General features: G+C 35.8%; 20 protein-coding genes and 1 pseudogene. 16 read left to right on the top strand and 5 right to left on the bottom strand.

What is annotated here, in order from left to right:
- Positions 1-4: 4 nt before the first annotated feature.
- Positions 5-1402, bottom strand: a complete 1398-nt coding sequence (locus tag ABC382_RS08680) for a hypothetical protein (RefSeq protein WP_322610387.1) — start codon at positions 1400-1402, stop codon at positions 5-7.
- 422 nt (positions 1403-1824) lie between these two features.
- Here ABC382_RS08680 and ABC382_RS08675 point away from each other — a divergent pair.
- The 3 genes and pseudogenes from ABC382_RS08675 to ABC382_RS08665 all read left to right on the top strand — a co-directional run.
- Positions 1825-2072: pseudogene (locus tag ABC382_RS08675) on the top strand (aldo/keto reductase); the annotation flags it as partial.
- A gap of 367 nt (positions 2073-2439) precedes the next feature.
- Positions 2440-3609: a cyclopropane-fatty-acyl-phospholipid synthase family protein gene (locus ABC382_RS08670; protein WP_322610388.1), complete on the top strand. Its 1170-nt coding sequence runs from the start codon at positions 2440-2442 to the stop codon at positions 3607-3609.
- 36 nt (positions 3610-3645) lie between these two features.
- Positions 3646-3939 (top strand): putative quinol monooxygenase, encoded by a 294-nt coding sequence (locus tag ABC382_RS08665; protein WP_274796256.1) that lies wholly within the window; start codon positions 3646-3648, stop codon positions 3937-3939.
- A 115-nt stretch (positions 3940-4054) separates the two neighbouring features.
- Here ABC382_RS08665 and ABC382_RS08660 read toward each other — a convergent pair whose 3' ends face one another.
- Complete coding sequence (locus ABC382_RS08660; RefSeq protein WP_274796257.1) at positions 4055-4438, bottom strand: winged helix-turn-helix transcriptional regulator; 384 nt, start codon at positions 4436-4438, stop codon at positions 4055-4057.
- Positions 4439-4859: 421 nt separating this feature from the next.
- Here ABC382_RS08660 and ABC382_RS08655 point away from each other — a divergent pair, with 421 nt between their 5' ends.
- On the top strand, positions 4860-5498 hold the full coding sequence (locus ABC382_RS08655; protein ID WP_274796258.1) for a GntR family transcriptional regulator: 639 nt from the start codon (positions 4860-4862) through the stop codon (positions 5496-5498).
- Between the two features lie 17 nt (positions 5499-5515).
- The gene (locus ABC382_RS08650) at positions 5516-6565 is read left to right on the top strand and encodes a 2,3-butanediol dehydrogenase (RefSeq protein WP_274796259.1); all 1050 of its coding nucleotides are present in this window, start codon (positions 5516-5518) and stop codon (positions 6563-6565) included.
- Between the two features lie 321 nt (positions 6566-6886).
- Here the strand turns inward: ABC382_RS08650 and yiaA are convergent, their stop codons facing one another.
- Positions 6887-7357, bottom strand: coding sequence for an inner membrane protein YiaA (gene yiaA / locus ABC382_RS08645; RefSeq protein ID WP_274796260.1), 471 nt, complete (start codon positions 7355-7357; stop codon positions 6887-6889).
- Between the two features lie 769 nt (positions 7358-8126).
- On the opposite strand from yiaA, the gene ABC382_RS08640 reads away from it, so the two are divergent.
- The 4 genes from ABC382_RS08640 to ABC382_RS08625 all read left to right on the top strand — a co-directional run bounded on the left by ABC382_RS08640 (position 8127) and on the right by ABC382_RS08625 (position 12755).
- Positions 8127-8570, top strand: coding sequence for a GNAT family N-acetyltransferase (locus tag ABC382_RS08640; RefSeq protein WP_274796261.1), 444 nt, complete (start codon positions 8127-8129; stop codon positions 8568-8570).
- 443 nt (positions 8571-9013) lie between these two features.
- Positions 9014-9823 carry a CPBP family intramembrane glutamic endopeptidase gene (locus tag ABC382_RS08635; RefSeq protein ID WP_274796262.1) on the top strand — a complete coding sequence of 270 codons (810 nt, stop codon included), beginning with the start codon at positions 9014-9016 and terminating at the stop codon, positions 9821-9823.
- A 78-nt stretch (positions 9824-9901) separates the two neighbouring features.
- On the top strand, positions 9902-12160 hold the full coding sequence (locus ABC382_RS08630) for a sensor histidine kinase (protein WP_322610389.1): 2259 nt from the start codon (positions 9902-9904) through the stop codon (positions 12158-12160).
- The gene (locus ABC382_RS08625; RefSeq protein WP_322610390.1) at positions 12126-12755 is read left to right on the top strand and encodes a response regulator transcription factor; all 630 of its coding nucleotides are present in this window, start codon (positions 12126-12128) and stop codon (positions 12753-12755) included. Before ABC382_RS08630 ends, ABC382_RS08625 begins: the two co-directional genes overlap by 35 nt.
- A gap of 206 nt (positions 12756-12961) precedes the next feature.
- Here ABC382_RS08625 and ABC382_RS08620 read toward each other — a convergent pair whose 3' ends face one another.
- Positions 12962-14155, bottom strand: coding sequence for an MFS transporter (locus tag ABC382_RS08620; protein ID WP_322610391.1), 1194 nt, complete (start codon positions 14153-14155; stop codon positions 12962-12964).
- A gap of 242 nt (positions 14156-14397) precedes the next feature.
- Here ABC382_RS08620 and ABC382_RS08615 point away from each other — a divergent pair, with 242 nt between their 5' ends.
- The 6 genes from ABC382_RS08615 to ABC382_RS08590 all read left to right on the top strand — a co-directional run bounded on the left by ABC382_RS08615 (position 14398) and on the right by ABC382_RS08590 (position 19395).
- The gene (locus ABC382_RS08615) at positions 14398-14982 is read left to right on the top strand and encodes a TetR/AcrR family transcriptional regulator (RefSeq protein ID WP_274796266.1); all 585 of its coding nucleotides are present in this window, start codon (positions 14398-14400) and stop codon (positions 14980-14982) included.
- A 184-nt stretch (positions 14983-15166) separates the two neighbouring features.
- Entirely contained in the window at positions 15167-15328 is a 162-nt protein-coding gene (locus tag ABC382_RS08610; RefSeq protein ID WP_274796267.1) for a hypothetical protein, read from the top strand.
- A 157-nt stretch (positions 15329-15485) separates the two neighbouring features.
- Positions 15486-16535, top strand: a complete 1050-nt coding sequence (locus ABC382_RS08605) for a Cfr family 23S rRNA (adenine(2503)-C(8))-methyltransferase (RefSeq protein WP_274796268.1) — start codon at positions 15486-15488, stop codon at positions 16533-16535.
- A gap of 448 nt (positions 16536-16983) precedes the next feature.
- Positions 16984-17727, top strand: a complete 744-nt coding sequence (locus ABC382_RS08600) for an SDR family NAD(P)-dependent oxidoreductase (RefSeq protein ID WP_274796269.1) — start codon at positions 16984-16986, stop codon at positions 17725-17727.
- A gap of 288 nt (positions 17728-18015) precedes the next feature.
- The gene (locus ABC382_RS08595; protein ID WP_312505733.1) at positions 18016-18423 is read left to right on the top strand and encodes an Rrf2 family transcriptional regulator; all 408 of its coding nucleotides are present in this window, start codon (positions 18016-18018) and stop codon (positions 18421-18423) included.
- Between the two features lie 72 nt (positions 18424-18495).
- A complete protein-coding gene (locus tag ABC382_RS08590; protein WP_313470318.1) occupies positions 18496-19395 on the top strand; it encodes an NAD(P)/FAD-dependent oxidoreductase in 900 nt (299 codons plus the stop codon).
- Positions 19396-19451: 56 nt separating this feature from the next.
- On the opposite strand, the gene ABC382_RS08585 is transcribed toward ABC382_RS08590, so the two are convergent.
- Positions 19452-20066, bottom strand: coding sequence for a flavin reductase family protein (locus ABC382_RS08585; protein ID WP_312505729.1), 615 nt, complete (start codon positions 20064-20066; stop codon positions 19452-19454).
- A gap of 257 nt (positions 20067-20323) precedes the next feature.
- Here ABC382_RS08585 and ABC382_RS08580 point away from each other — a divergent pair, with 257 nt between their 5' ends.
- Positions 20324-20776 carry a CBO0543 family protein gene (locus tag ABC382_RS08580; RefSeq protein ID WP_274796273.1) on the top strand — a complete coding sequence of 151 codons (453 nt, stop codon included), beginning with the start codon at positions 20324-20326 and terminating at the stop codon, positions 20774-20776.
- The last annotated feature ends 481 nt before the right edge of the window (positions 20777-21257 follow it).

Genomic DNA, 21257 nt, shown 5'->3' with positions numbered 1-21257 from the left:
TTATCTAAATTAAAAACACAGCTACAATCGTTGTCACAATCAGCCCAATAACGACAGGAATTAAGTTACGTCTTGCCAATTCAAATGGGCTCACATTACAAATTGCAGCAGCGGGAATTAAAGCCCATGGAATCAAAGTACCGCCGCCTACCCAAATCGCTGTGATTTGCCCTAAAGCAGTTAAAGTGGCTGTTCCCCCTCCAATGGCATTGCCAAAGAGACTGCCAACTGATCCTGCTAGGGAAATTCCAGAGAAGCCCGAACCATCTAATCCAGTAATGGCACCGACGACCGCCAACGTGATAACCGCAATTTCCTTTGTTAAAGGGACGACCGCTGCAAGACCAACACCAAGATCATTCACAATACCATGCGAGGTAGCAGGTAGGTGGTCACCGAGAATTTGTGTGAAGCCAGCATCTCCAAGATAGAAGAATGCGGCGATTGGGATAACAGGCCCGAAAACTTTAAAGCCGAATTGGAATCCTTGAATCAAATAGCTTGTCGTCTTCTCGAGTCCTTCTCCTTTATGAGTAACAACACTAAGCAAAAGTAAAATAAAAACAGAGGTTCCACCGATTAAAGCAGTTGCATCGCCGCCCGTTAAATTGAATACTGACATAGCGATGACGTCTAAGATAAAGGCAATGGGAATAAGCACGGCGTAGAAACGTTTTTGACCAATTGACAGTAAATTTTTCGCAGTTTCTTGTTCGCCATCCTCCTCTTCGTTGTTGCCAGTATTTAAAAGCAGCGTTCCTCGCTTCATATCTCGCCGTAAAAAAATATAAGCAACAATTGTGGTTACAACGCCCATTGTAATGACGAGTGGAATACTAGCCGAAACTACATCTCCAACAGGGATACCCGCAGCATCAGCCGTTAATTTTGGAGCCCCTTGTATGACAAAATCACTTGATAACGCAATCCCGTGCCCAAATAAGTTCATCGCCATAGCAACGCCAAGTGCCGGAAGTCCCGCTCGAATGGCAACAGGCAAGAGCACAGCTCCTAATAATGCAACTGCAGGAGATGGCCAGAAAAACCAGGAGATTAACATCATTAACAGACCAATCGTCCAATAGGCAAGGGCAGGTGTTTTAATGATCTTTGTGAAAGGTGCAACCATGACCTCATTAATACCTGAAGACATCATCACTCGACTCATAGCAACGATAATCGAAATAATAAGAATTGTTGATAACAGCTCTGTAATGGCATAGATAAAGCTGTTAAAAACGCCACTGATAGACGAAGTTAAATCGCCAGTCGCAACGATTGCGAGCACAAAGATGCCAAGTATACAAATGAGGGTGGTATCGCGACGTTTAACCATAAATCCGATGATGAGCACAATAAAAACAACATAAATCCAATGGAGAGCTGTGAATTCAATCCCCATAACGTTTCCCCCTCAATATTCGACCTGATTCTATAGAATATGAAGAGAAAAAAAGATGGTGATGATTTTGAAAAATTTCGCTTTAGATGAACAGCAATGTGAATTGATAAGCGGAATAACTAATGAAAAGAGATGAAGCATAAGTAATTAGGAGGGGCATAATAGAGGTAGTAGAAATGGGGTTATTCCTATATTTATCAATGAGTAGATATTGTGAGAAAATTTCTTTAGATAAGGCACATTTAAACAAGATAAATGAACACCAAGAAGGTATCTATCAGATATATTTTCCATTCTTTTAGGTACTTTTTTGTTTCTATAGCACTTTTAAGTACGTACTTTTTATTGTGTTAGATATATTTCATAATGACATTTGTAAGACGAGAATGAATGATGAGGTATTTTATCGTGTGAACTTTTTCTTATTAAAGAAAGTAGAAAAAATCAAAAGTATTGCAGATCGTCATCAAATCAGCATTAAGTCAGCTGCTTTACAATTTTCATTGGCGAACCTAGCAGTTGCTACGGTTATTCCTGGCGCAAGTAAACCAGAGCGAATTGCAGAAGACAAAGCTGCATTAAATACAGTATTCCGCCAGCATTCTGGAAAGAAATGCGTGAACAAAAACTAATAGCTCCTCATGCACCACTTCCAATCGATCTTAAGTAAAGAGAGTATGAAATGGCTTAGAAGGATTTACAAAGGATTTTAGAATAATCTGGTTACTGACAACTGTTTTCTAGATATATGGCATTTTAAAGATACTTCAGCAGCCAAGTGCTAAAAAAAGCCTTGGCTGTTTATCTTAGTATTTCCTGTTTTTATAAGAAGACTGATTTGAAATAACATTGATAGGTAAGACTTAGCTTGTATACCTTTGTAGAGAGCCACACTATAAGGGCTATCTAGGTGTATGTCTTGTGTTCAAATTACTGATTTAAGAAATGATGGAATCCATGCTTTATAAGAGTAACCTTTTCATTTTACTCATCATGGTCATCTAGATATTTTTAACTTTTCAATAGGAGATGTTTAAATGGTTGAAGAATTTTTTTATAAAAATATACTAAAAAATCTCTTTTCAGACCCTGTTCAAATTACACTTTGGAATGGAGAGACCTTACATTATGGTGAGGGAAAACCTCGTTTCCATGTAACATTCCATAAGCCTCTATCAAAAAAAGAGGTTGCTAAGGACCCTTCTATTGCATTTGGTGAAGCATATATGAATGGAGATCTTGAAATACAAGGAGATCTTGAAAAAGCAATTCAATCTATTTACAAAAAGCAGGATAGTTTTTTAGGTAATAGTAAATTGCAATATTTCAAAAGTAAATGGAATTTCTCCAAACAAAAAAATAAAGAAGATATTGCTCACCATTATGATATCGGGAACGACTTCTATAAATTGTGGCTCGATGACACAATGACATATTCTTGTGCGTATTTCAAAAGCGATAAAGATACTCTAACAGCAGCTCAACATAATAAAGTAAATCATATTTTAAGGAAGTTAAATCTTCAGAAAGGTGATACTTTATTGGACATTGGTTGTGGATGGGGTGAACTGATCACAGCTGCAGCAAAGCAATATGGTGTTAAAGCCATGGGCGTAACATTAAGTGAGGAGCAATATGCAAAGACTTCTGAGCGAATTAAGCAAGAGGGACTTACTGAGTTGGTTGAAGTATCTTTACTTGATTATCGTGATATTCAAGGTCGTAAATTCGATAAAATTGTTAGTGTAGGCATGATTGAACATGTAGGAAAAGATCACATTACGGAATACTTTGAAACTGTGAATACACTATTAAATAACGGCGGTTTATCTCTGCTTCATTGTATTTCATCGCCAACGAATGGTGCTACAAATGGATGGATTGAAAAATATATTTTCCCTGGCGGATATGTTCCTGCTGTCAACGAATTAATTACCAATATGACAAATCAACAATTTTATATAGTTGATGTGGAAAGCTTACGTAGACATTACGGTAAAACCTTACAACACTGGGCTCGAAATTTTGAACATGCGCTGGGTGTAATTCGTCAGACTAAAGATGAGCGATTCATTCGTATGTGGCGCTTATATTTAAATGCCTGTGCAGCTTCATTCTTTACAGGTAATATTGATTTACATCAATTTGTATTTACAAAAGGCATTAATGATTCAATTCCTATGACGCGATCTTATATGTATGAATAAGAGGATAATCTATCCTTAACAAGGAGAAAGAAAATAATGACAGAAATTATAATCAATGCGGTTTTAAAAGCTAAATCTGGGAAAGGTGAACTGCTTAGAAAAGAGTTATTAAACTTAGTTGAAGCATCTCGAATGGAAGACGGCTGTCTCCAATATACTCTTCATGAATCTGTTGAAAATAGTGATACATTTATTTTTTATGAAAGATGGAAAGATGAAGAGGCGCTTATATTTCATATGAACGCTGAACATTATAAATATTGTGGTCAGCAAACAGAACCGCTACTGGAAAAACAAGAGATTCATCGTTTACAAATAGTAAATTCTTAAATGAAAGATCCTATGGCACCGTTCACATTCTCAATAGATAATACGACATAACCCTAAATGCGTTAAAAAGGAAAAAGAGACTGTCTTGTGTTTGACAGTCTCTTTTTCCTTCTCATTACGATGTTTGCTGCATGGCTATATCATCATCACGTTGTTTTAACATGACATCTTCGCCATTTTCCTGTAATAATTCAACATGCTTTTCGCCCCAAGTGCAAAGCATGTTTAGAATAGGTTCCATTCCTTGTCCATAAGTGGTTAAGGAATATTCCACTTTGGGCGGTACTTGATTAAAGACCTTTCGGTTGATTAATCCTGCCTGTTCTAATTCTCTTAATTGACTTGTGAGCATTTTTTGGGAAATACCTGGAATTAATCGTCGGAATTCATTTGTTCGAATTTTACCATGGTGGTTCAAATGACAAAGAATAACCGGTTTCCATTTACCGCCAATGACTTCAAGTGTAGCTTCAACACCAATATTATAAATTTTTTGCATTGTAAACCTCCTATAATATACAAAAGTAACTAAAAGTACTGTACATTCTTTTTAAGTATGTATATATTACTACACAATATTAAAAAAATCAAAGGAACTTTATTCTAAAACTCCATATCAATCTAATGTGAGTCATTATGTAAGGCTCAGAACTACTATCTTATATCCTCATCTTCGCAAACCATCTCAAATTAACTATCAAATCAACGTAACAATCATTTTCCTAGCGTTTTAAACTTCTCTTAAAAGATTCTTCAATAGCATTCCAAAACAAGATAATTGAAAGTAACAAACTTTTATATTAAAATACCTTTATAGATTATCGATAATCTATAATCCATAATATATAACACCTTTAGCTAATCACCCTATACACTGAACTATGTTAAAATAGAAGATATAAATTTAATGGAGTGGTTTAATGGGGTTTGATGAAAATTCAATTTCAAAAAAAACAATTTCTGAGCAAATAGCTGAACGATTATTATTTCGTATATTTTCTGGGTATTATGAACAAGGTCAGCGCTTAATAGAAGCGGAAATTGCAAAAGAGTTACAAGTAAGTCATGCACCTGTCCGTGAGGCTCTTTATCTTTTACAAAAAGATGGTGTAGTTGAAAAAGTTCAACATAAAGGTGTAAGAGTGAAGATTATAACGGATCAGGAATTGAAGGATTATTTGGAAGCGCTTTATTACCTATTGGATACTGCACTTACAAAGTGTGAATCTAAATGGACGGCCGATTTGCAAAGCGAACTATTACGTCGTTTTGAAGCAATGAAACAAAGAAAGTCTGCTGAAAATATTTATGAATATGTTGTTTCGTTTGCACACTTATTACAATTGTTTTTTGATGTTACAGGAAATATTGCGATGCTACGATTTTTTAAAGAAACCATATTTGTTACAAACGTAGCTGCACAAACAAAATGGAAAATGAATCTAGTTGAATCCTATCATATGTCCATCAATACATTTATCAAGTGTATAGAAGCATCGGATTTTGATAATGCACGAGTAGCTATTAAAGATGTTATTTTATGGTACCAATTTAAATAATTTTGGGGGTAACATAAATGAAAGCTGCAGTTTGGCATGGTGTGAAAGATATTAGAGTCGAAGAGGTTGAATTACGAGCTTTAAGAGAAGAAGAAGTGAAAGTAAAAGTAGCGTGGGCTGGTATTTGTGGAAGTGATTTGCATGAATACGAAGAAGGTCCAGTTTTCGTACCAGTTGATGTCAAAGCTGAATTAACAGGTGAGGTTGCCCCACTTACAATGGGACATGAATTTGCTGGAATCATCGAAGAAGTTGGCGCTAAGGTTACTGATTTTAAAGCAGGGGACCGAGTTGTAATCAACCCTACTTTAACGTATAGAAACAAGCATGAAGATGTCGATCGATATGATGGATTTAACTTCATCGGATTACATGGAGACGGTGGATTTGCAGAATATGTCAACGTCCCCGTAACAAATATCCACCGTTTAGCAGATAATTTAACATTACAAGATGGTGCACTTGTAGAACCAATGGCTGTTGCTGTACAAGCTGTCAAAGATGCTGGGGTTACACTAGGAGATTCAGTTGCAGTATTTGGGGCCGGACCAATCGGATTACTAACAGTAATCGCTGCCAAAGCATCTGGTGCAAGCAAAGTTATTGTATTAGATTTATCTGACGAACGACTAGAGAAGGCAAAAGAATTAGGGGCAACTCATGTTATTAACTCAGGTAAAGAAAATCCTGTACAAGCAGTTCGAGCAATCGTAGCAGATGGAGTTGATGTATCCTTTGAGGTTGCTGGAGTAGCTCCTACCTTTAAACAAGCAATTGATGTAACAAAACCTCGTGGTAATATGATGATTGTTTCGATTTTTGCTAGACCGATCGAATGGAATCCAATGCAACTTACAAATACAGGTGTTAATGTATTATCATCAATTGTTTATACACCATCAATTTTCCAAAGAACAATAGATGCTATGAGCTCTGGTCAACTAAAACCACAAGGAATCATCACAAGTCAAATTGAACTAGATGAGATTGTTGACAAAGGATTCAAAACGTTAACAAGTGACAAAACACAATCTAAGATTTTAGTTGCGATAAGTGGAGAAAAATAATATAGATTAATGTATATCTAACGGAGCATGGCTAATTATAGCCATGCTCTTTTCGTCTAGTCTCCTGACATAACATTGTTTTACTCGGAATTTGATAGAGGGAAGGGGGCTTGAAAAATTAGTCTCGACTTTTTTCACTATCAACGTACAACAGGGGGCAGGGTACCAAATATCAATAGGAAAGATTTTTACATACATCGAAAGCGTATTGTACTGAACTTGGATAGGCCGAGGACTTGATACGCTTAGGAGTGTAATGAGACAAGAACAAATGACAAAAGGAATCCAGAATGAACTTCTAGATTCCTTGAGTGATATAACTTAATTTCTTTCTTTTGCTCTTTGTGTGTCTCTAATGTTCTTTTGGACCGTAATGGATGCAAATAAACTAAGAACAAAGGACATACCATAAAAACCTTTTTCGCTTAAAACAATACTTCCAGCATTATATAACCCAATACCCATTAATGAAATAGATAGAATAAGTGCGATCCAACTAATACCATAATAAATACTAGTAACGGGTATTCCCTCATCTTTGTCTCTTACCGCTTTTTGTAACGATATGGCTGAATAGAGTCCGAAAACTAAAACGGCTAAGTAATACCCTTTTTCATTTAGTTGCATCGTTGCGTTGAACAATCCTATAAGATAAGCAGAAACACCTACTAGCAAAGCTGCCCAAGAAGCACCTTTAAAAGCAGCAGTCGGTTCTCCCTCTTTTCTTTCTATTTTAATTTTCTGATCAGGTTGTTTTTCCTTATCTAATGAAGTTTCATTTTGATTAGACAATGAATCCTTCTCCTCCTTCTTTCACTGTATAAAAACATTCTATCATTCTAAAGGGATGTTATGAGAACAGAAATTTACAAAATCTCACTTTCAGTAAAAAAGCAACTCTTTTTGTAGGAAACAGCTTAAATTTGTCCTATTTTGTAAAAATATAGACGGTTAATATGGATTATAAATGGTGCAACTGTGCCTAGTTCTTCAATGACAAAACTATAAAGGCTTCATGGTGATTTTTTGGAAAATTCTATTGTGTACTAAGATTAACTTTGTTTCAGATTATTCAAAGACACAGCTGATTATGTCAATGCACCGCTATATTAGACTTGCGACTACAATAATAGAAATCATAAAAATGATTGATAACAGCTTTGTTTTGCCACAAATAAAGCTGTTAAAAACCACACTATTGATGAACTGAAATCACCAGAGACTACAAACGCTAACATGAATATGCTTCTTCCCATAACGTTTGCCCTACATTATTCAACTTCTTTCTATAGAATATGAAGAAATAAAAAGAAGGTGATGATTTTAAATTCGATTAGTTGAAATGGAAGGTAATATTACAGAAGTAAACGATTAAACGCAGGATATAATGCTAGTAAAATTGGATATTCTTATAAAAGAACTCAATTTATACATGAGAGTTTTTCTATTAAAGTTTGTAAACTATAATATCCTATAAGGAGTGATGTGTTATGCAAATAAAACAATATAAATTTAATGATTCGGATAAAATAAACTAGACTATTATAGGAGGAATCCAAATTTGATTTATTTAAAATCTATTGATCAAAGTAATTGGGAAGATTGCATAGAACTGAAAGTAAAGCAGGAACAGCAAAGTTATGTAGCATCAAATTTGTATTCAATTGCGGAAAGTAAAATATTTCCTCATTTAAAAATTAAATCAATCTACTGCAATGAAAAGTTAATAGGTTTTGCAATGTATGGAATAGATTCAGACGATGGGAACTACTGGATTTATAGATTTATGATTGATGAACGTTTCCAAGGACATGGATATGGTAAGGCCGCAATGAAATTAATTATTCAAGATATAGAAGGCAGAAATGATTGTACTGATGTAGTATGGCTTGGGTATCAACCGGAAAACGAACAGGGAAGAAGATTATATGCGAGTGTAGGATTTGAAGAAGTAGGAATTGCTCCATGGGGTGAAATGCTGGCTAAATTTAGCTTTTCTTCATGAAGCTGAAGCATGTAGGTAAAAAATAAAATATTATTTTTAGTTTCTTTCATTTTTCGAAGTTAATTTTGCAGGGAGTGAACCATCCTAATTAGATTTTAGCCAAAAAGCCCGAACTATTTACAAAACATTAATTTAATGTTCTGTAAATTGTTTGGGTTTTCAATTTATAGGGATAACTTTTACTTCAACATTTTCTTGTGATATTTATAAGTCAATTGTTTATTTACCGTATATTGGCTGAATCTTTTATTAATTAAATGAATATTGACGTGAAGTAACAAAAAACGCAATATTATTTCTTTGCGTGAACACGCAAAAAGAATGCGTAAGTAAACTTAATTTTGACGGAAAATACGGATTCTGTAGACACCAAAGTCCGCTATGCTCAATGAGTACTTTAAGAAATTAAAGTTCATTTTGAGAATAACAGGAGGGGTTTTGTCATGTCTGAGGTTTACCGTAAACTTGTAGATTTTTTCAACTTGTCTGATCCGAACTATATCCGTTTCGTCCGTAAATATGAAGCCAAAACAAAAAAAGAAATTGCTTTTTACTTGTTTATTGGTTTGTTACCCGGTCTGATAGCATATGTTTTCATCTATCCGCTTCGAGAGATGATAATGGCATGGACCGACTTATCAGCTCATTATGTGCAGTTATATGTGCTTGTCCTAATGAGTGCCGGCTGGCATATGCTCGTTCCTTTCCTAATGCTACGATACAAGGACAGACTTTCATTCAAGGAATCACTCGTATACTTAGGCTTCACCAGACTTGATCTGAAAGGGCTGGTATTCGTCTTTCCGATTTTGACGATTCTATTCACGCTTTTATCGTTACCTTATGTAAAATATGTCTATCCACCATTTTTTGAATGGCTGAATGGATTCCCTGCTTTCCATATGGGGGAATGGCATGTTTTTTATCAAGGATACTATGATCCAGCTTTTCCGTTACCGTTATTGCTAATTGGCCTAATTGGAAATTTTATCGGTGAGGAAATTTATTTTAGGGGTTATTTGCTACGTAAAGTGGGACTTCTCAAGTTTGATTGGCTATGGATTGCCATCATTTTCCAACTCTATCACATGTGGCAAGTGCCAATTAACTGGGCGTACGTTCCGTTAGCCATAATGATTCCTGAAGAAATCTTAGTGAAGTTGCGCAAAAATATTTATGGCGCTATCCTGCTGCATTTATTTGTCAATTTTTTATGGGGGATGATTAACATGTATTTAGTGGGAGTTCGATAAGCGCTTAGCATGTCATTCACCTTTACTTTTATGCTCGACTAAGTGATTTTTTAGAGTAATATACTTGAAGAGAGGTGAGTGGATTTGCAAAAAATAGCCCGTAAATATAATTTAGCTGTATACAGTTCAGCCTTGTTATTTTTACTTGTTGCAGGTTATATTCATGCCATTACTTTAAAAAATCCATATACTGGTTTAATGTTCCTTGAAGACGGAAACACCTGGGTCGTTGCATCCATCGATCCAGCCGGTAAGGTTGGAGAATGGGACATCCATATCGGTGACAGACTTTTGACGGTTGATGGTCAAAAGCCAGAAATAATGAAATTAGGTAATCGTGCTTATCTGAAGAAATTGGGGGTACTTCAGTTCGAGCGCGAGGGCTTGGGTCGCTTCGAATTGCGTAGTGAATTAGCAATGTCAGAAGTTTATAAAAGTTTGTATGCAGCATGCGTGGAATTGGCGCTGCTCGTTATCGGACTGGCTGCCTATAGGAACAAGCCTGAGTCCTATATGGTGCGTCGTTTTTATGCATTAAATGTATTTATGGCGGCGACGCTGCTATCGGTCTATTCAACAGAGACTGTGCTTACTGGACTAATATTGCCTGTCGTTGTTAGTTGGTTGCCTTACCTGCTATTTGCTTTCTTCGTTGCCTTCGTATTTCGCACGGTCCCAAGGTGGATTGGTTTAGTAATGGCTGTCTATCGGGTATTGGCAGCTATGTTCGCTGTATATGCTTTACTAGTTTTCTCGCTAGGGGTTATCCCAGGATGGACCAGGAGTGCTCTTCATGCAGCACTGATTGGTACATTACTTGCCCTATTCGTCATTACTATCATATATTGGCGTACGATGGATCGCGCTGAAAAAAATCAGCTTCTTACATTTGTTGCTGCATTGACATTTGGCCTGTTACCTTACCTGTTTTTATATGCGCTCCCTGATCTACTATGGGGGGAATACATAGTGTTGCCGGATATGACATTGGCCGGTCTTATTGTTTTCCCAGCTTCCATCCTAACGTTGTGGACCAGACAAAAGCTGCTAGATATCCGTTTTTATCTCCCTAGTTTAGTTATTAATGGATTATTTTTGGGGATTGCAACTATCCTGATAGCAGCGCTTATACGTTCTAGTGCATCTCTACTAACACTTATATTGTGTGGTGCGTTTATTATTCTCACATTGCTACACCGACTTGGACTTGATAGTTTCAAACGACAGCGGAAGAAACGGGAAAATCTATTGGATCAACAAAGGTTAGAGATGTCGATTAGGCTTGCTGAGCATCGTAATAGCCGTGATCTATTACGAATGCTTGCCGAGCTCGTCCATAGCGTGACAGATATTGAAGGGCTTTGCTTCGTCTGGAATCGGGGAAGTGAAGCTATTATCTATGGAACAGGCCAATTTACCGAGACGCATACCAATTTTAGCCAACCTTCACTAACTGTTTTTGCACAAGTGATGAATCTTGTACAGCCTGATGGAAAGGTCATAGGCTATTTGGGACTTGGTTCAAAAAAAAATAATACGTCCTTTACGCCTGAAGAACTAAGCTTAATCAACAAAGTAAGGCAAGAAACCGTTAGTCTCCTGATGGGTGCTGCTTTACTCGATGAACTAAGAGGAGCGAGAAGTGAATTACCAAAGGAAACCTCAGAATACAGATTGCTAGAAGCCCAGCAGGCAGAGCGGATTCGGTTGTCATATTACTTGCATGATCATGTGTTGCAGAATCTAATTTTTCTTGCTCGCGATTTGGAAGAGTTACACGATACCGAGCGAAGTGACAGGCAGTTAACCGCCGTTTGGTTAAAATGTTTGTACGATACGCAACGTGACATCCGAAAGCTATGCGATGATTTATATCCGCACATCATTGACCAGGCGGGGTTAGATGCAGCATTGCTCTGGCTCGCACGCACAGTTAAAGAGAACGGAGGCCTTGCAATTAAGTTGGACAACAAATTGCCAGCTACGTTGCCTCCATTATACAAAATGACACTATTTCGAATTGTTAGGGAGCTTGCAAATAATACGGTTAAGCACGCGAAGGCACGAAAGTTGGAAATTCAGCTATGGGAAAATGATGACGCGTTCTGTGGAAAGGTCAGTGATGATGGCATCGGATTCGATCCAGTACAAGCTAAAGACAGTACTGACTCTAAAGGATTTGGGCTTGTCACAATCAGTAGTCAAGTAGCTCAATTTGGAGGAGGTATCGAGATTGAATCGGAAGCTGAACGAGGTACTATTGTCTTTATTAGACTGCCAAAACTGGGAGGTGAAGCGAATTATGGATCAACCAATCAAAGTTCTGTTACTCGATGATCATCCACTTGTCATGGAGGGATTGAAAAATCGACTAGAGAGTGAGCAGGATATGCAGGTCGTAGAGACATTCAGTGACCCGCTTGAGGTGATTAAACGTATCGGTACATTGAAGCCGGACGTCGCCGTAATTGACATTTCCATGCCAGGTATGACGGGATTTGACTTGGCAGTAGAAATAAAGCGGACTTACGATATGGCAATCAAAATGATCGTGCTGTCGGGTTATGTCTACGATGAATATGTGCAAAAAGCTTATGAGATAGGAATACATGCTTATTTATCGAAGCAGGCGACCTATCCACAAATAATAAATGCCATTCGGCAGAGTATGCTTGGTCTGCGGCTCGTACCGGAAAATATCACTACATTACCGAGAGCTGATCAATTAACACCAACAGAAAAGGCTGTACTAAAGCAAATAGCGCTTCAGAAGACAAATAAAGAAATTGCTAGGGAGCTAGCTATGAGTCAGCGGACGGTGGAATATCATATGGCGGCAATTAACCAAAAGCTTGAGGTGAAGACAAGGGTCGGGGCGGTAGCAAAAGGCTATGAAATGGGATTGCTAGAACGCTTATACGACAGAAGCTAGCATTAAAGTGTTAATTGCTGCTATAGCGATACTTTTTACATTAGATAGTGAATAGTGAAGTAGGAATGAGTCTGAGTGCCAAACGGCCCATGGCAACATTAATATAAATTTGTAATGAAGCACATAGTTAGATTAATAATTGAAGAAACGGATTTGGATTAAGAAGAAATCTCCAACTCCGTTTCTCTAAAGAAAAAATTATAGAATTACTTCTTCTCTGTAGTAAAATAAAGTAAGGATATAATTGGAAATGTTATTCCAACCCATAATGCTGTACTCCATCCTCCCTCGGCATATGCCCACCCCCCTATTGCAGATCCAATTGCACCGCCAAAAAAGAAAATAGCCATGAATAACCCATTCAGCCGACTACGAATTTCGGGACTCAACGAGAAAATCTCGCGTTGTCCGAGCACAAGATTTGCGGATACTCCAGCATCCAACAATAACGATGAAACTACGAGAACAGCTATTCCGATGGGTGAACTTGTTTGGATGATAAGTGGCAATAAAAGAGAAATAACAACTGTAAGGAGTGCTATTCCTGTTGCAGGTCTAGTAAAGCCACGATCTGCAATTCGTCCGGCTATGGGTGCAGCTACTGCACCTGCAACTCCAACTAGCGCGAATAATGCAACTTCTTTCTGAGAAAAATGAAACATAGAGCTAGTTAACAGTTGAGGAACTGTAGTCCAAAATAAACTAAAAGATGCAAATACACATGCATGATATGCAGCCCGACGGCGTAATATTGGGGTTGTTCTTAGCAAATGCCACATAGAATAGAGCAGAGCTAAATAGTGAGTGTCAGTTGAAGGCTTTCTTGTAGGTAACACCTTCGCAAGTACGATAGCTAAAATAATAATAGCTATAGCAGATAAAATAAATATGGCATGCCAGCCAAAAAAATCAGCGACTAAGCTCGATAAAGGACGTGATAGCATAATTCCAAGTAACAAACCGCTCATCACATTGCCAACAACTCGCCCGCGTGAAGAATCGGATGCAAGATAAGAAGCAAAGGGGACGAGTACTTGGGTAGCTACCGAGCCTAAACCAATGACAAATGAAGCGGCTAGGAACAACCAAGTTTGTTTAGACAGTGCTGTAATGATGAGAGCAACTGCCGTGATAAGTAAAGATGAGACAACTAACTTCCGATTTTCTAAAATATCTCCTAAAGGCACGATAAATAACAAACCGACTACGTAACCGATTTGTGTTAACGTAACGATAAAGCCAGAACTGTTTGCTGACAACCCGATTGATGAGCTAATTACTCCGACTAAGGGCTGTGCATAATACAGATTAGCAACAATGATACCGCATGCTGTTGCCAACAGGAAAGTTAACCAAGAAGGGATGTTTTTTTCAAATGTTTGTTTAGTTATATTAGGCATACTGAACAACTCCTTATGTGAAAATTTATTGTTTAAACACTAATAATTACAACGCCATGTTGTTTCCTCCCTTAAGTTTTGTTCAATTATAAATACTAAACGTATAGTATATAAAATGATTAACAAAATAATATACTGAACGTACAGTTTTGTAAATAGGCAAATCCAACTTTCTGTTTTTCTATATAATTGATATACTGAACTTATAGTTTTTAAATTCCGGAAGAAAGGTGATACTTATAATGGATGGTAAAAGAGGGAGACCACGTAATTTAGAAGCACAAAACTCAATCCTATCAGCATCGTATGATTTATTATTAGAAAACGGGTTTCAGGCTGTAACTGTTGATAAAATTGCAGAATGTGCCCAAGTTAGCAAAGCAACTATTTATAAATGGTGGCCAAACAAGGCTGCTGTAATAATGGATGGTTTTCTTTATGCTGCCTCAGAAAGATTGCCTGTGCCTGACACTGGTTCGGCATACGATGATATACTTATTCACGCCACAAATTTAACGAAGTTTTTGACGAGTCGAGAGGGGACAATAATTAAGCAATTATTAGGAGAAGGACAATTTGATTCCGGATTGGCAGATGCCTATCGTGATCGATATTTTCGCCCTCGCCGACTTGAAGCAGGCAGTCTTTTAGAAAAAGGGGTAGAACGTGGTGAATTGAAAAAAAATATCGACATTGATATATGTATTGATTTAATTTATGGTCCAATTTTCTATCGATTACTTGTGACCGGCGAACCATTAGATGAATCCTATGTACAACAATTAATAGTAAACGCTTTTGAGGGAATTCGTACTATCAAGCAGTAAAAATAGGTTTACTGGAATCTTATTTTCAAACCTTAAAATAGCCGGGGGCACATATATAGTGCAAAACCTTAGTGTGATTATAATAATGAGTGATACCTCTGTAAAACAAACATTTATCTTTACATAAGGGAAACTTCATGCTATGGTATCTATTACTATTATTTACAGAAAAGAGGTGAAAGCAATGATAACAGTTTTTAGAATTTTGTTCGGTAAAAATGCAAAACTTGGAAATCGTTTGGCGTATAAAGGGAGTGGTCTGTCCTTTTTTAAGCCAAATAACCAAACAAAATCAGTTATCGGAGCTTTTTCTCTACAGCAAATAAACTTTAATTCAATGACATAAATAATGTCCTTGATTATTTGTGTAAGATTTTTTAAGCGTAGTAACACCGATAATTGTGTCGGTGTTTTTTTGTGCTTAATTTTATAAAAAAGGTTAGATGATAACTCCCTCAAATTTTACTCAAGCAAAAAAGAGTTAAATTGAAGGGTGAGAAAATATGCAACAAAAAAACAAGTATGCAAGAATTCAAGAGTTCTTAAATCAGAATAATTTCCCTAATTTTAGAATGAACCAAATTACAAATGCTATATTCCAAGGTCGGATAAATAATTTCACTGACATAACTGTTCTTCCTAAATCCCTAAGAGAAATGTTAATAAAGGAGTTTGGAGAATCGATTTTAAATATTGAAGCGTTAAAAGTACAACATTCTGAACAAGTGACAAAAGTTCTATTTGAAATTGTAGGGGATGAAAAAATAGAGACAGTAAATATGAAATACAAAGCTGGTTGGGAGTCATTTTGCATATCCTCTCAGTGTGGCTGTAATTTTGGTTGTAAATTTTGTGCTACTGGAGATATAGGATTAAAACGCAACCTCACATCAGATGAAATTACAGACCAAATTTTGTATTTTCACTTGAAAGGACATTCAATTGATAGTATTTCTTTTATGGGAATGGGGGAAGCATTAGCTAATGTACAAATTTTTGATGCTTTAAATGTTCTTACAAATCCGAGGTTATTTGCTTTAAGTCCTCGCAGATTATCAATTTCGACTATAGGCATTATTCCAAGCATTAAAAAGTTGACTCAAAATTATCCGCAGGTTAATTTGACTTTTTCATTACATTCTCCATTCAATGACCAGCGAAGCAAGTTAATGCCAATTAATGATCAATACCCTTTATTGGATGTAATGGACACTTTAGATGAGCATATACGGGTGACCTCAAGAAAGGTTTATATTGCTTATGTTTTGTTAGCTGGAGTGAATGATTCTATTGAACATGCAAAAGAAATAGTAAATCTTTTAAAAAGTAGATATAAGAAAGGGAACTTGTACCATGTAAACATCATCAGATATAACCCAACTTTTAGTTCACCTATGAGATTTGAAGAAGTAGGTGAAAATCGTGTTGAAAACTTCTATAAAGAATTAAAGTCAGCAGGAATTAACGTTACGATAAGAAGTCAATTTGGCATAGATATAGATGCGGCTTGCGGGCAATTATATGGAAACTATCAAAAAACAATTACCGAATAAATAAAGGTGAAGGTAATGGTCAGAACGTGGGAAGTGCCATAAAAGCTAATGATCAAGAAGAAAATAGGAATGTTACAGTAGAAAAAAAGTGGATTATAAAAGATACGATGTAATCCAAATTGGATGACCAATAAAAAAACAAGGTGAACTTGGGGGGATATGTTATATAGGTTCATTGCGCTAAACTTCTTCTTATATAACTGTAAAGGAATAAGCTCATTCCTTCTAAAGTATTGAATACGTTTTTTCCTAGAAGATATACTACTTATGCAAGCAGAAATAAAAAGCAATAGGAGGCAATATCAAATTTTATAGATTGTAAGTTCATTTTGATATTGGCCGTGTAACAGCACTTGCGTTAGCGTGTCAGGTTCATCAGGTGCGATTGAAACGTAACCTGAATCAAATCTGGGATATATTTTAGAACATTACGTAGGAGGAACTTACTATGAGATTTCAAGATAAAGTTGTCATTGTAACAGGAGGGGCAAGTGGTCTTGGAGAAGCTACAGCACTTGAATTTGCAAAAGAAGGAGCGAAAGTAGCTATCGCTGATGTTGCAGATAAGGGACAAGCATACTCTGATGAATTGAATTCAAAAGGCTACGATACAATCTTTGTAAAGACTGATGTATCAAAAGAAGACGAAATTAAAAATTTAGTTTCTACAACGGTTGAAAAGTTTGGGAAATTAGATGTTATGTTTGCAAATGCTGGCATTAACATTGAGGCTGATGTACACGATCTAGATTTAGCATCTTGGCAAAAAGTAATTGATATTAATTTAACAAGTGTCTTTCTTTCAGATAAATATGCAATTGAACAATTCCAAAAACAAGGTACTGGTGGAGTTATAATTAATACTGGTTCTATTCATAGTCTAGTTGCACGTGATGGTCTTGCCCCATATTCAGCTTCAAAAGGTGGCATTAAAATGCTAACTCAACAAGTAGCTGCTAGATATAGTAAAGAAGGAATACGTGCAAATGCTATAGCTCCAGGCTATATTGAAACACCGCTTATGAACACATTATCACAAAATGTCATTGATAGCTTGGTAGGTCTTCACCCAATGGGACGTTTAGGTAAACCTGTAGAAGTAGCCAAAACAGTATTATTCCTAGCTAGTGATGATTCATCATTTATTTCAGGCGTAACTTTACCAATTGATGGTGGTTACACAGCTGTTTAATCTTTATAATTAAATACACATTTATCATGAACTGCATCCTACTTGTTAGCTATTAACTAACAATTGGAGATGCAGTTTTTTATTTTCACTTATGATTTAATAGACTCATTGCTAAAAGAAATATTATAGAAAACATCGATTCTAATAAAGGTTTGGGGAAAATTCCTAATTGTTTTTCGAGTCTTTTTTGTACACTAAAATAAAACTAGCATCGATACAAAAAAATTGACGGGTAAAAATTAAATAGATATTATGGATATATTAAGTCCTTAATATGGTGGTGATAAGATGAAGCTAACAAAAGCAACTAATTATGCTCTCCACACAATGCTATTTTTAGCTATTAATCCACCCAATGAGCATATTGGGGTGGCAAAATTAGCTGAACGACAAGAAGTTTCAACGACCTATCTATCTAAAATACTAACAAAGTTAGTAAAGTCAGGAATGATTGAATCTGTCTCAGGTGCAAATGGAGGCTATAAATTAAAAAGGGGATGGGAAAAACTTTCATTACTCGATGTTATAAAGGCCGTTGAAGGTTTGACCCCTATTTTTGATTATTGTTTGAATCATAATCCTGATTGTTTAATTCAAAAGGCGATTGAATCAGCTGAGGAAAAGCTGTTGGATGAATTGGATCACACACTAATTGTCGATCTAGCTAAAAAAATGAAGGAGGCATCACCTATGTAATGGTGATGTTTTTCACCCTAATTGTAGATATTAAAGGTCTTTAATATATTTTATGAAAATGGAGGAAAGCAGATGTATCAATACGATTGTATTATTATAGGCGGTGGGCCAGCTGGTTTAAGTGCCGCTTTAACTTTGGGTAGAGCACGAAGGAAAATACTTTTATTTGATAATGGAACAAATCGAAATCGTGTAACACAGGAGTCCCATGGATATGTAACAAGAGATGGAATAAAACCTCATGAATTTAAAGAAATTGCTATTACAGAATTGCAGTCTTATCCATCTATTTCAATTTCAGATCAGACAGTTATTGAGATAAAAAAAGATGATCAACAATTTGTAGTGAATACATCAAATAATATTTCATATCTGACTGAAAAAATATTATTAGCTACTGGTATACAAGAGGAGTTTCCCATACCACAAATCAGACAATATTATGGTAAGAGTTTATTCAGCTGTCCATATTGTGATGGTTGGGAGCTAAAAGATAAGCCATTAGCTATAATAGCAGAAAGCGAAGCACACATTAATCATATGACCAAGTTGCTGTATAATTGGTCACAGGACTTAATTGTATTTACAAATGGTCATCAACTTTCCGATATCATACAAAATGAATTTCAACGTAAAAAGATAATGGTATATACGGCTATTATAAAAAATTTACATGGAGACGAAGGTAATTTATACAGTATTGAATTGGAAACAGGTGAAAACATTGTAAGAAGTGGTGGTTTCGTAGTTCCAAGTTTTTATCGTCCAAATAATTTGGCTATACAGTTAAACTGTCAAGTTGATGAAAACGGAGGAATTATAACAGACAATGCAGGAAGAACAACAGTGAGTGGAGTATATGTTGCAGGTGAAACTGAAAAAGCAGGACCCTCTTCCTTGATGATTGCCGCGGCTGATGGCTTTAAAGCTGCTACAAGCATAAACTTAGATCTAACATTATTGAGATTTTAAATTAAAAGCTGATGAGTTGAAAATACAAACTCATCAGCTTTTGTTATAAAAGAGGTTTACATTTCTGATCGAAAGTTGTTACCTAGCTCGTTACCCAGACCAAAATAATGTCGGAAATTATAAATAAGAGGACTCCATTTATTGGGGTCGATATGATGATCTTTTATAATAATGTCCGTATGTGCATGTACATGTATCGTTTGAGTTTCAACGATTGCAAAATCCGGAGAATAATTAGGAATGCGTATATGTTTTACCTTTGCCTCAATTTGTATGGGGCACTCCATAATACGAGTAGGAATGACTGTTGTAGACTCAATAGGTGTTAATCCACTAATTGCAAACTTATCTTTTCTATAAGTAAAGCCAATCTGTTTCTTAAAATCTGGCACTATATTTTTTCCTGTATATGGGGCTAACTGTTCTACATTCTCCCATAGAGAGGGATCAGGAATATTAATAACACATTCGGGATGTCGTTCTAAATTTTCGATTGCTTTTCCACCAAGCCCTATACCTAAGACAATACAATCTCCTAATGCCCATGACGAGGATAATGGACTAATATTTACTGTTCCATCCTCATTCAACGTAGTCAGTAAAATTACTGGAAATCCATAATATAAAATTTTTGGGTTAATCATTTTTGTGTTTGGATTCGTTATTTGCATCTTTAGGTCCCCCTACAATCTGTTTTTATTTGCTAACTCATTGTAAAATAGAAATATTTCCATTTGCATCGAAGTGTCGATTACATAAATAACTATATTCTTTAAAGAATCTTAAGAATATGATGAAATTAATAAATCCAGCTACACTGGTGGGGCAGGGTTGCTAGAAAAAATGACTGCTAAAATAATAAATCTGTATTCTGAAGAGTAGTTAAAAAAATTTATGTTAATAATAGTACTAAAAGGACGTTAGTCAAATGTTCTTCAATTTTCTAATTGCATTTGTTCTTCCATGGCTTATTGCTTCCATGCATTTATTTAAAAAAGATAGTTTATTAATCGTATTAGTCGCCCCTTTTTCTAGTGTCCTAGCTTATTTTATAAATACCATGGCTTACTATTTTGGTTTTTGGGAGGTAGCCCCTTTTCCAGAGCAAAAAAATCTTGCTTCATTGCCTTCAGAGTTGGGGATTTACCCTGTATTAGCTTGTTACTTAGTTTTTCTTATAAGAAAGTTTAAAAGGACTTATATGGTTGTTGTAATAATGACCGTAATTACAACATGTTTAGAACAAATTTTTGTTCTTTTCGGGTGGATCATTTATGAAAATGGATGGAATATAGTGTATACATTTTTCTCCTATCTGTTGCCCTATCTTGTCGTATATTGTTATTACAGATACTTAACAAAATTATCTATGTTTGAATAAAATTGAACCTATTGTTAACCTGTTTGTTTTTATTTAGAGAATGGTCATCTATTTATAGGATAAAGCCAGGGAGCTCATAGAATGAAGTGAGTTACCTGGCTTTTTCATATGTAGTAATTGATTGGTCGGTTTTCTGTGTAAGGAATAAGAATCTTGTGTTTACTATTTTTGAGACTTATGACCTGGGTATATTATAACTTTTTTACATATCCAAGTACAAAACCGTTGTTATAAATAGGATAAGAACTATTTACCTACCTATGAAAATGCTACACGAAAAAGAAAATGTAATAATTTGTATTACATTAAATGATATCGGATTACTAAAGTGTTAATTATTGGTATGCCTTTGTTGCGATAGTATAATTTTTACCAAAAAATGTTGTTTCATTACAAAATGTGGATTAAAATGGGTATCAGCTCAAAATGGTTTATTGTGAAACTATTTTAAAATTGAGTTTGAAGTTTCTGATTATTGAAA

The organism is Lysinibacillus phoenicis (genome assembly GCF_047238325.1).
Lineage (GTDB): Bacteria > Bacillota > Bacilli > Bacillales_A > Planococcaceae > Lysinibacillus > Lysinibacillus irui.
This window is presented reverse-complemented; position numbering and strand designations above follow the sequence as displayed.

Coding starts and splice junctions, on each gene's coding strand:
- ABC382_RS08680 (WP_322610387.1), bottom strand. CDS start 1,402: ATGGGGATTGAATTCACAGCTCTCCATTGGATTTATGTTGTTTTTATT.
- ABC382_RS08670 (WP_322610388.1), top strand. CDS start 2,440: ATGGTTGAAGAATTTTTTTATAAAAATATACTAAAAAATCTCTTTTCA.
- ABC382_RS08665 (WP_274796256.1), top strand. CDS start 3,646: ATGACAGAAATTATAATCAATGCGGTTTTAAAAGCTAAATCTGGGAAA.
- ABC382_RS08660 (WP_274796257.1), bottom strand. CDS start 4,438: ATGCAAAAAATTTATAATATTGGTGTTGAAGCTACACTTGAAGTCATT.
- ABC382_RS08655 (WP_274796258.1), top strand. CDS start 4,860: ATGGGGTTTGATGAAAATTCAATTTCAAAAAAAACAATTTCTGAGCAA.
- ABC382_RS08650 (WP_274796259.1), top strand. CDS start 5,516: ATGAAAGCTGCAGTTTGGCATGGTGTGAAAGATATTAGAGTCGAAGAG.
- ABC382_RS08635 (WP_274796262.1), top strand. CDS start 9,014: ATGTCTGAGGTTTACCGTAAACTTGTAGATTTTTTCAACTTGTCTGAT.
- ABC382_RS08625 (WP_322610390.1), top strand. CDS start 12,126: ATGGATCAACCAATCAAAGTTCTGTTACTCGATGATCATCCACTTGTC.
- ABC382_RS08620 (WP_322610391.1), bottom strand. CDS start 14,155: ATGCCTAATATAACTAAACAAACATTTGAAAAAAACATCCCTTCTTGG.
- ABC382_RS08615 (WP_274796266.1), top strand. CDS start 14,398: ATGGATGGTAAAAGAGGGAGACCACGTAATTTAGAAGCACAAAACTCA.
- ABC382_RS08610 (WP_274796267.1), top strand. CDS start 15,167: ATGATAACAGTTTTTAGAATTTTGTTCGGTAAAAATGCAAAACTTGGA.
- ABC382_RS08605 (WP_274796268.1), top strand. CDS start 15,486: ATGCAACAAAAAAACAAGTATGCAAGAATTCAAGAGTTCTTAAATCAG.
- ABC382_RS08600 (WP_274796269.1), top strand. CDS start 16,984: ATGAGATTTCAAGATAAAGTTGTCATTGTAACAGGAGGGGCAAGTGGT.
- ABC382_RS08595 (WP_312505733.1), top strand. CDS start 18,016: ATGAAGCTAACAAAAGCAACTAATTATGCTCTCCACACAATGCTATTT.
- ABC382_RS08590 (WP_313470318.1), top strand. CDS start 18,496: ATGTATCAATACGATTGTATTATTATAGGCGGTGGGCCAGCTGGTTTA.
- ABC382_RS08585 (WP_312505729.1), bottom strand. CDS start 20,066: ATGCAAATAACGAATCCAAACACAAAAATGATTAACCCAAAAATTTTA.
- ABC382_RS08580 (WP_274796273.1), top strand. CDS start 20,324: ATGTTCTTCAATTTTCTAATTGCATTTGTTCTTCCATGGCTTATTGCT.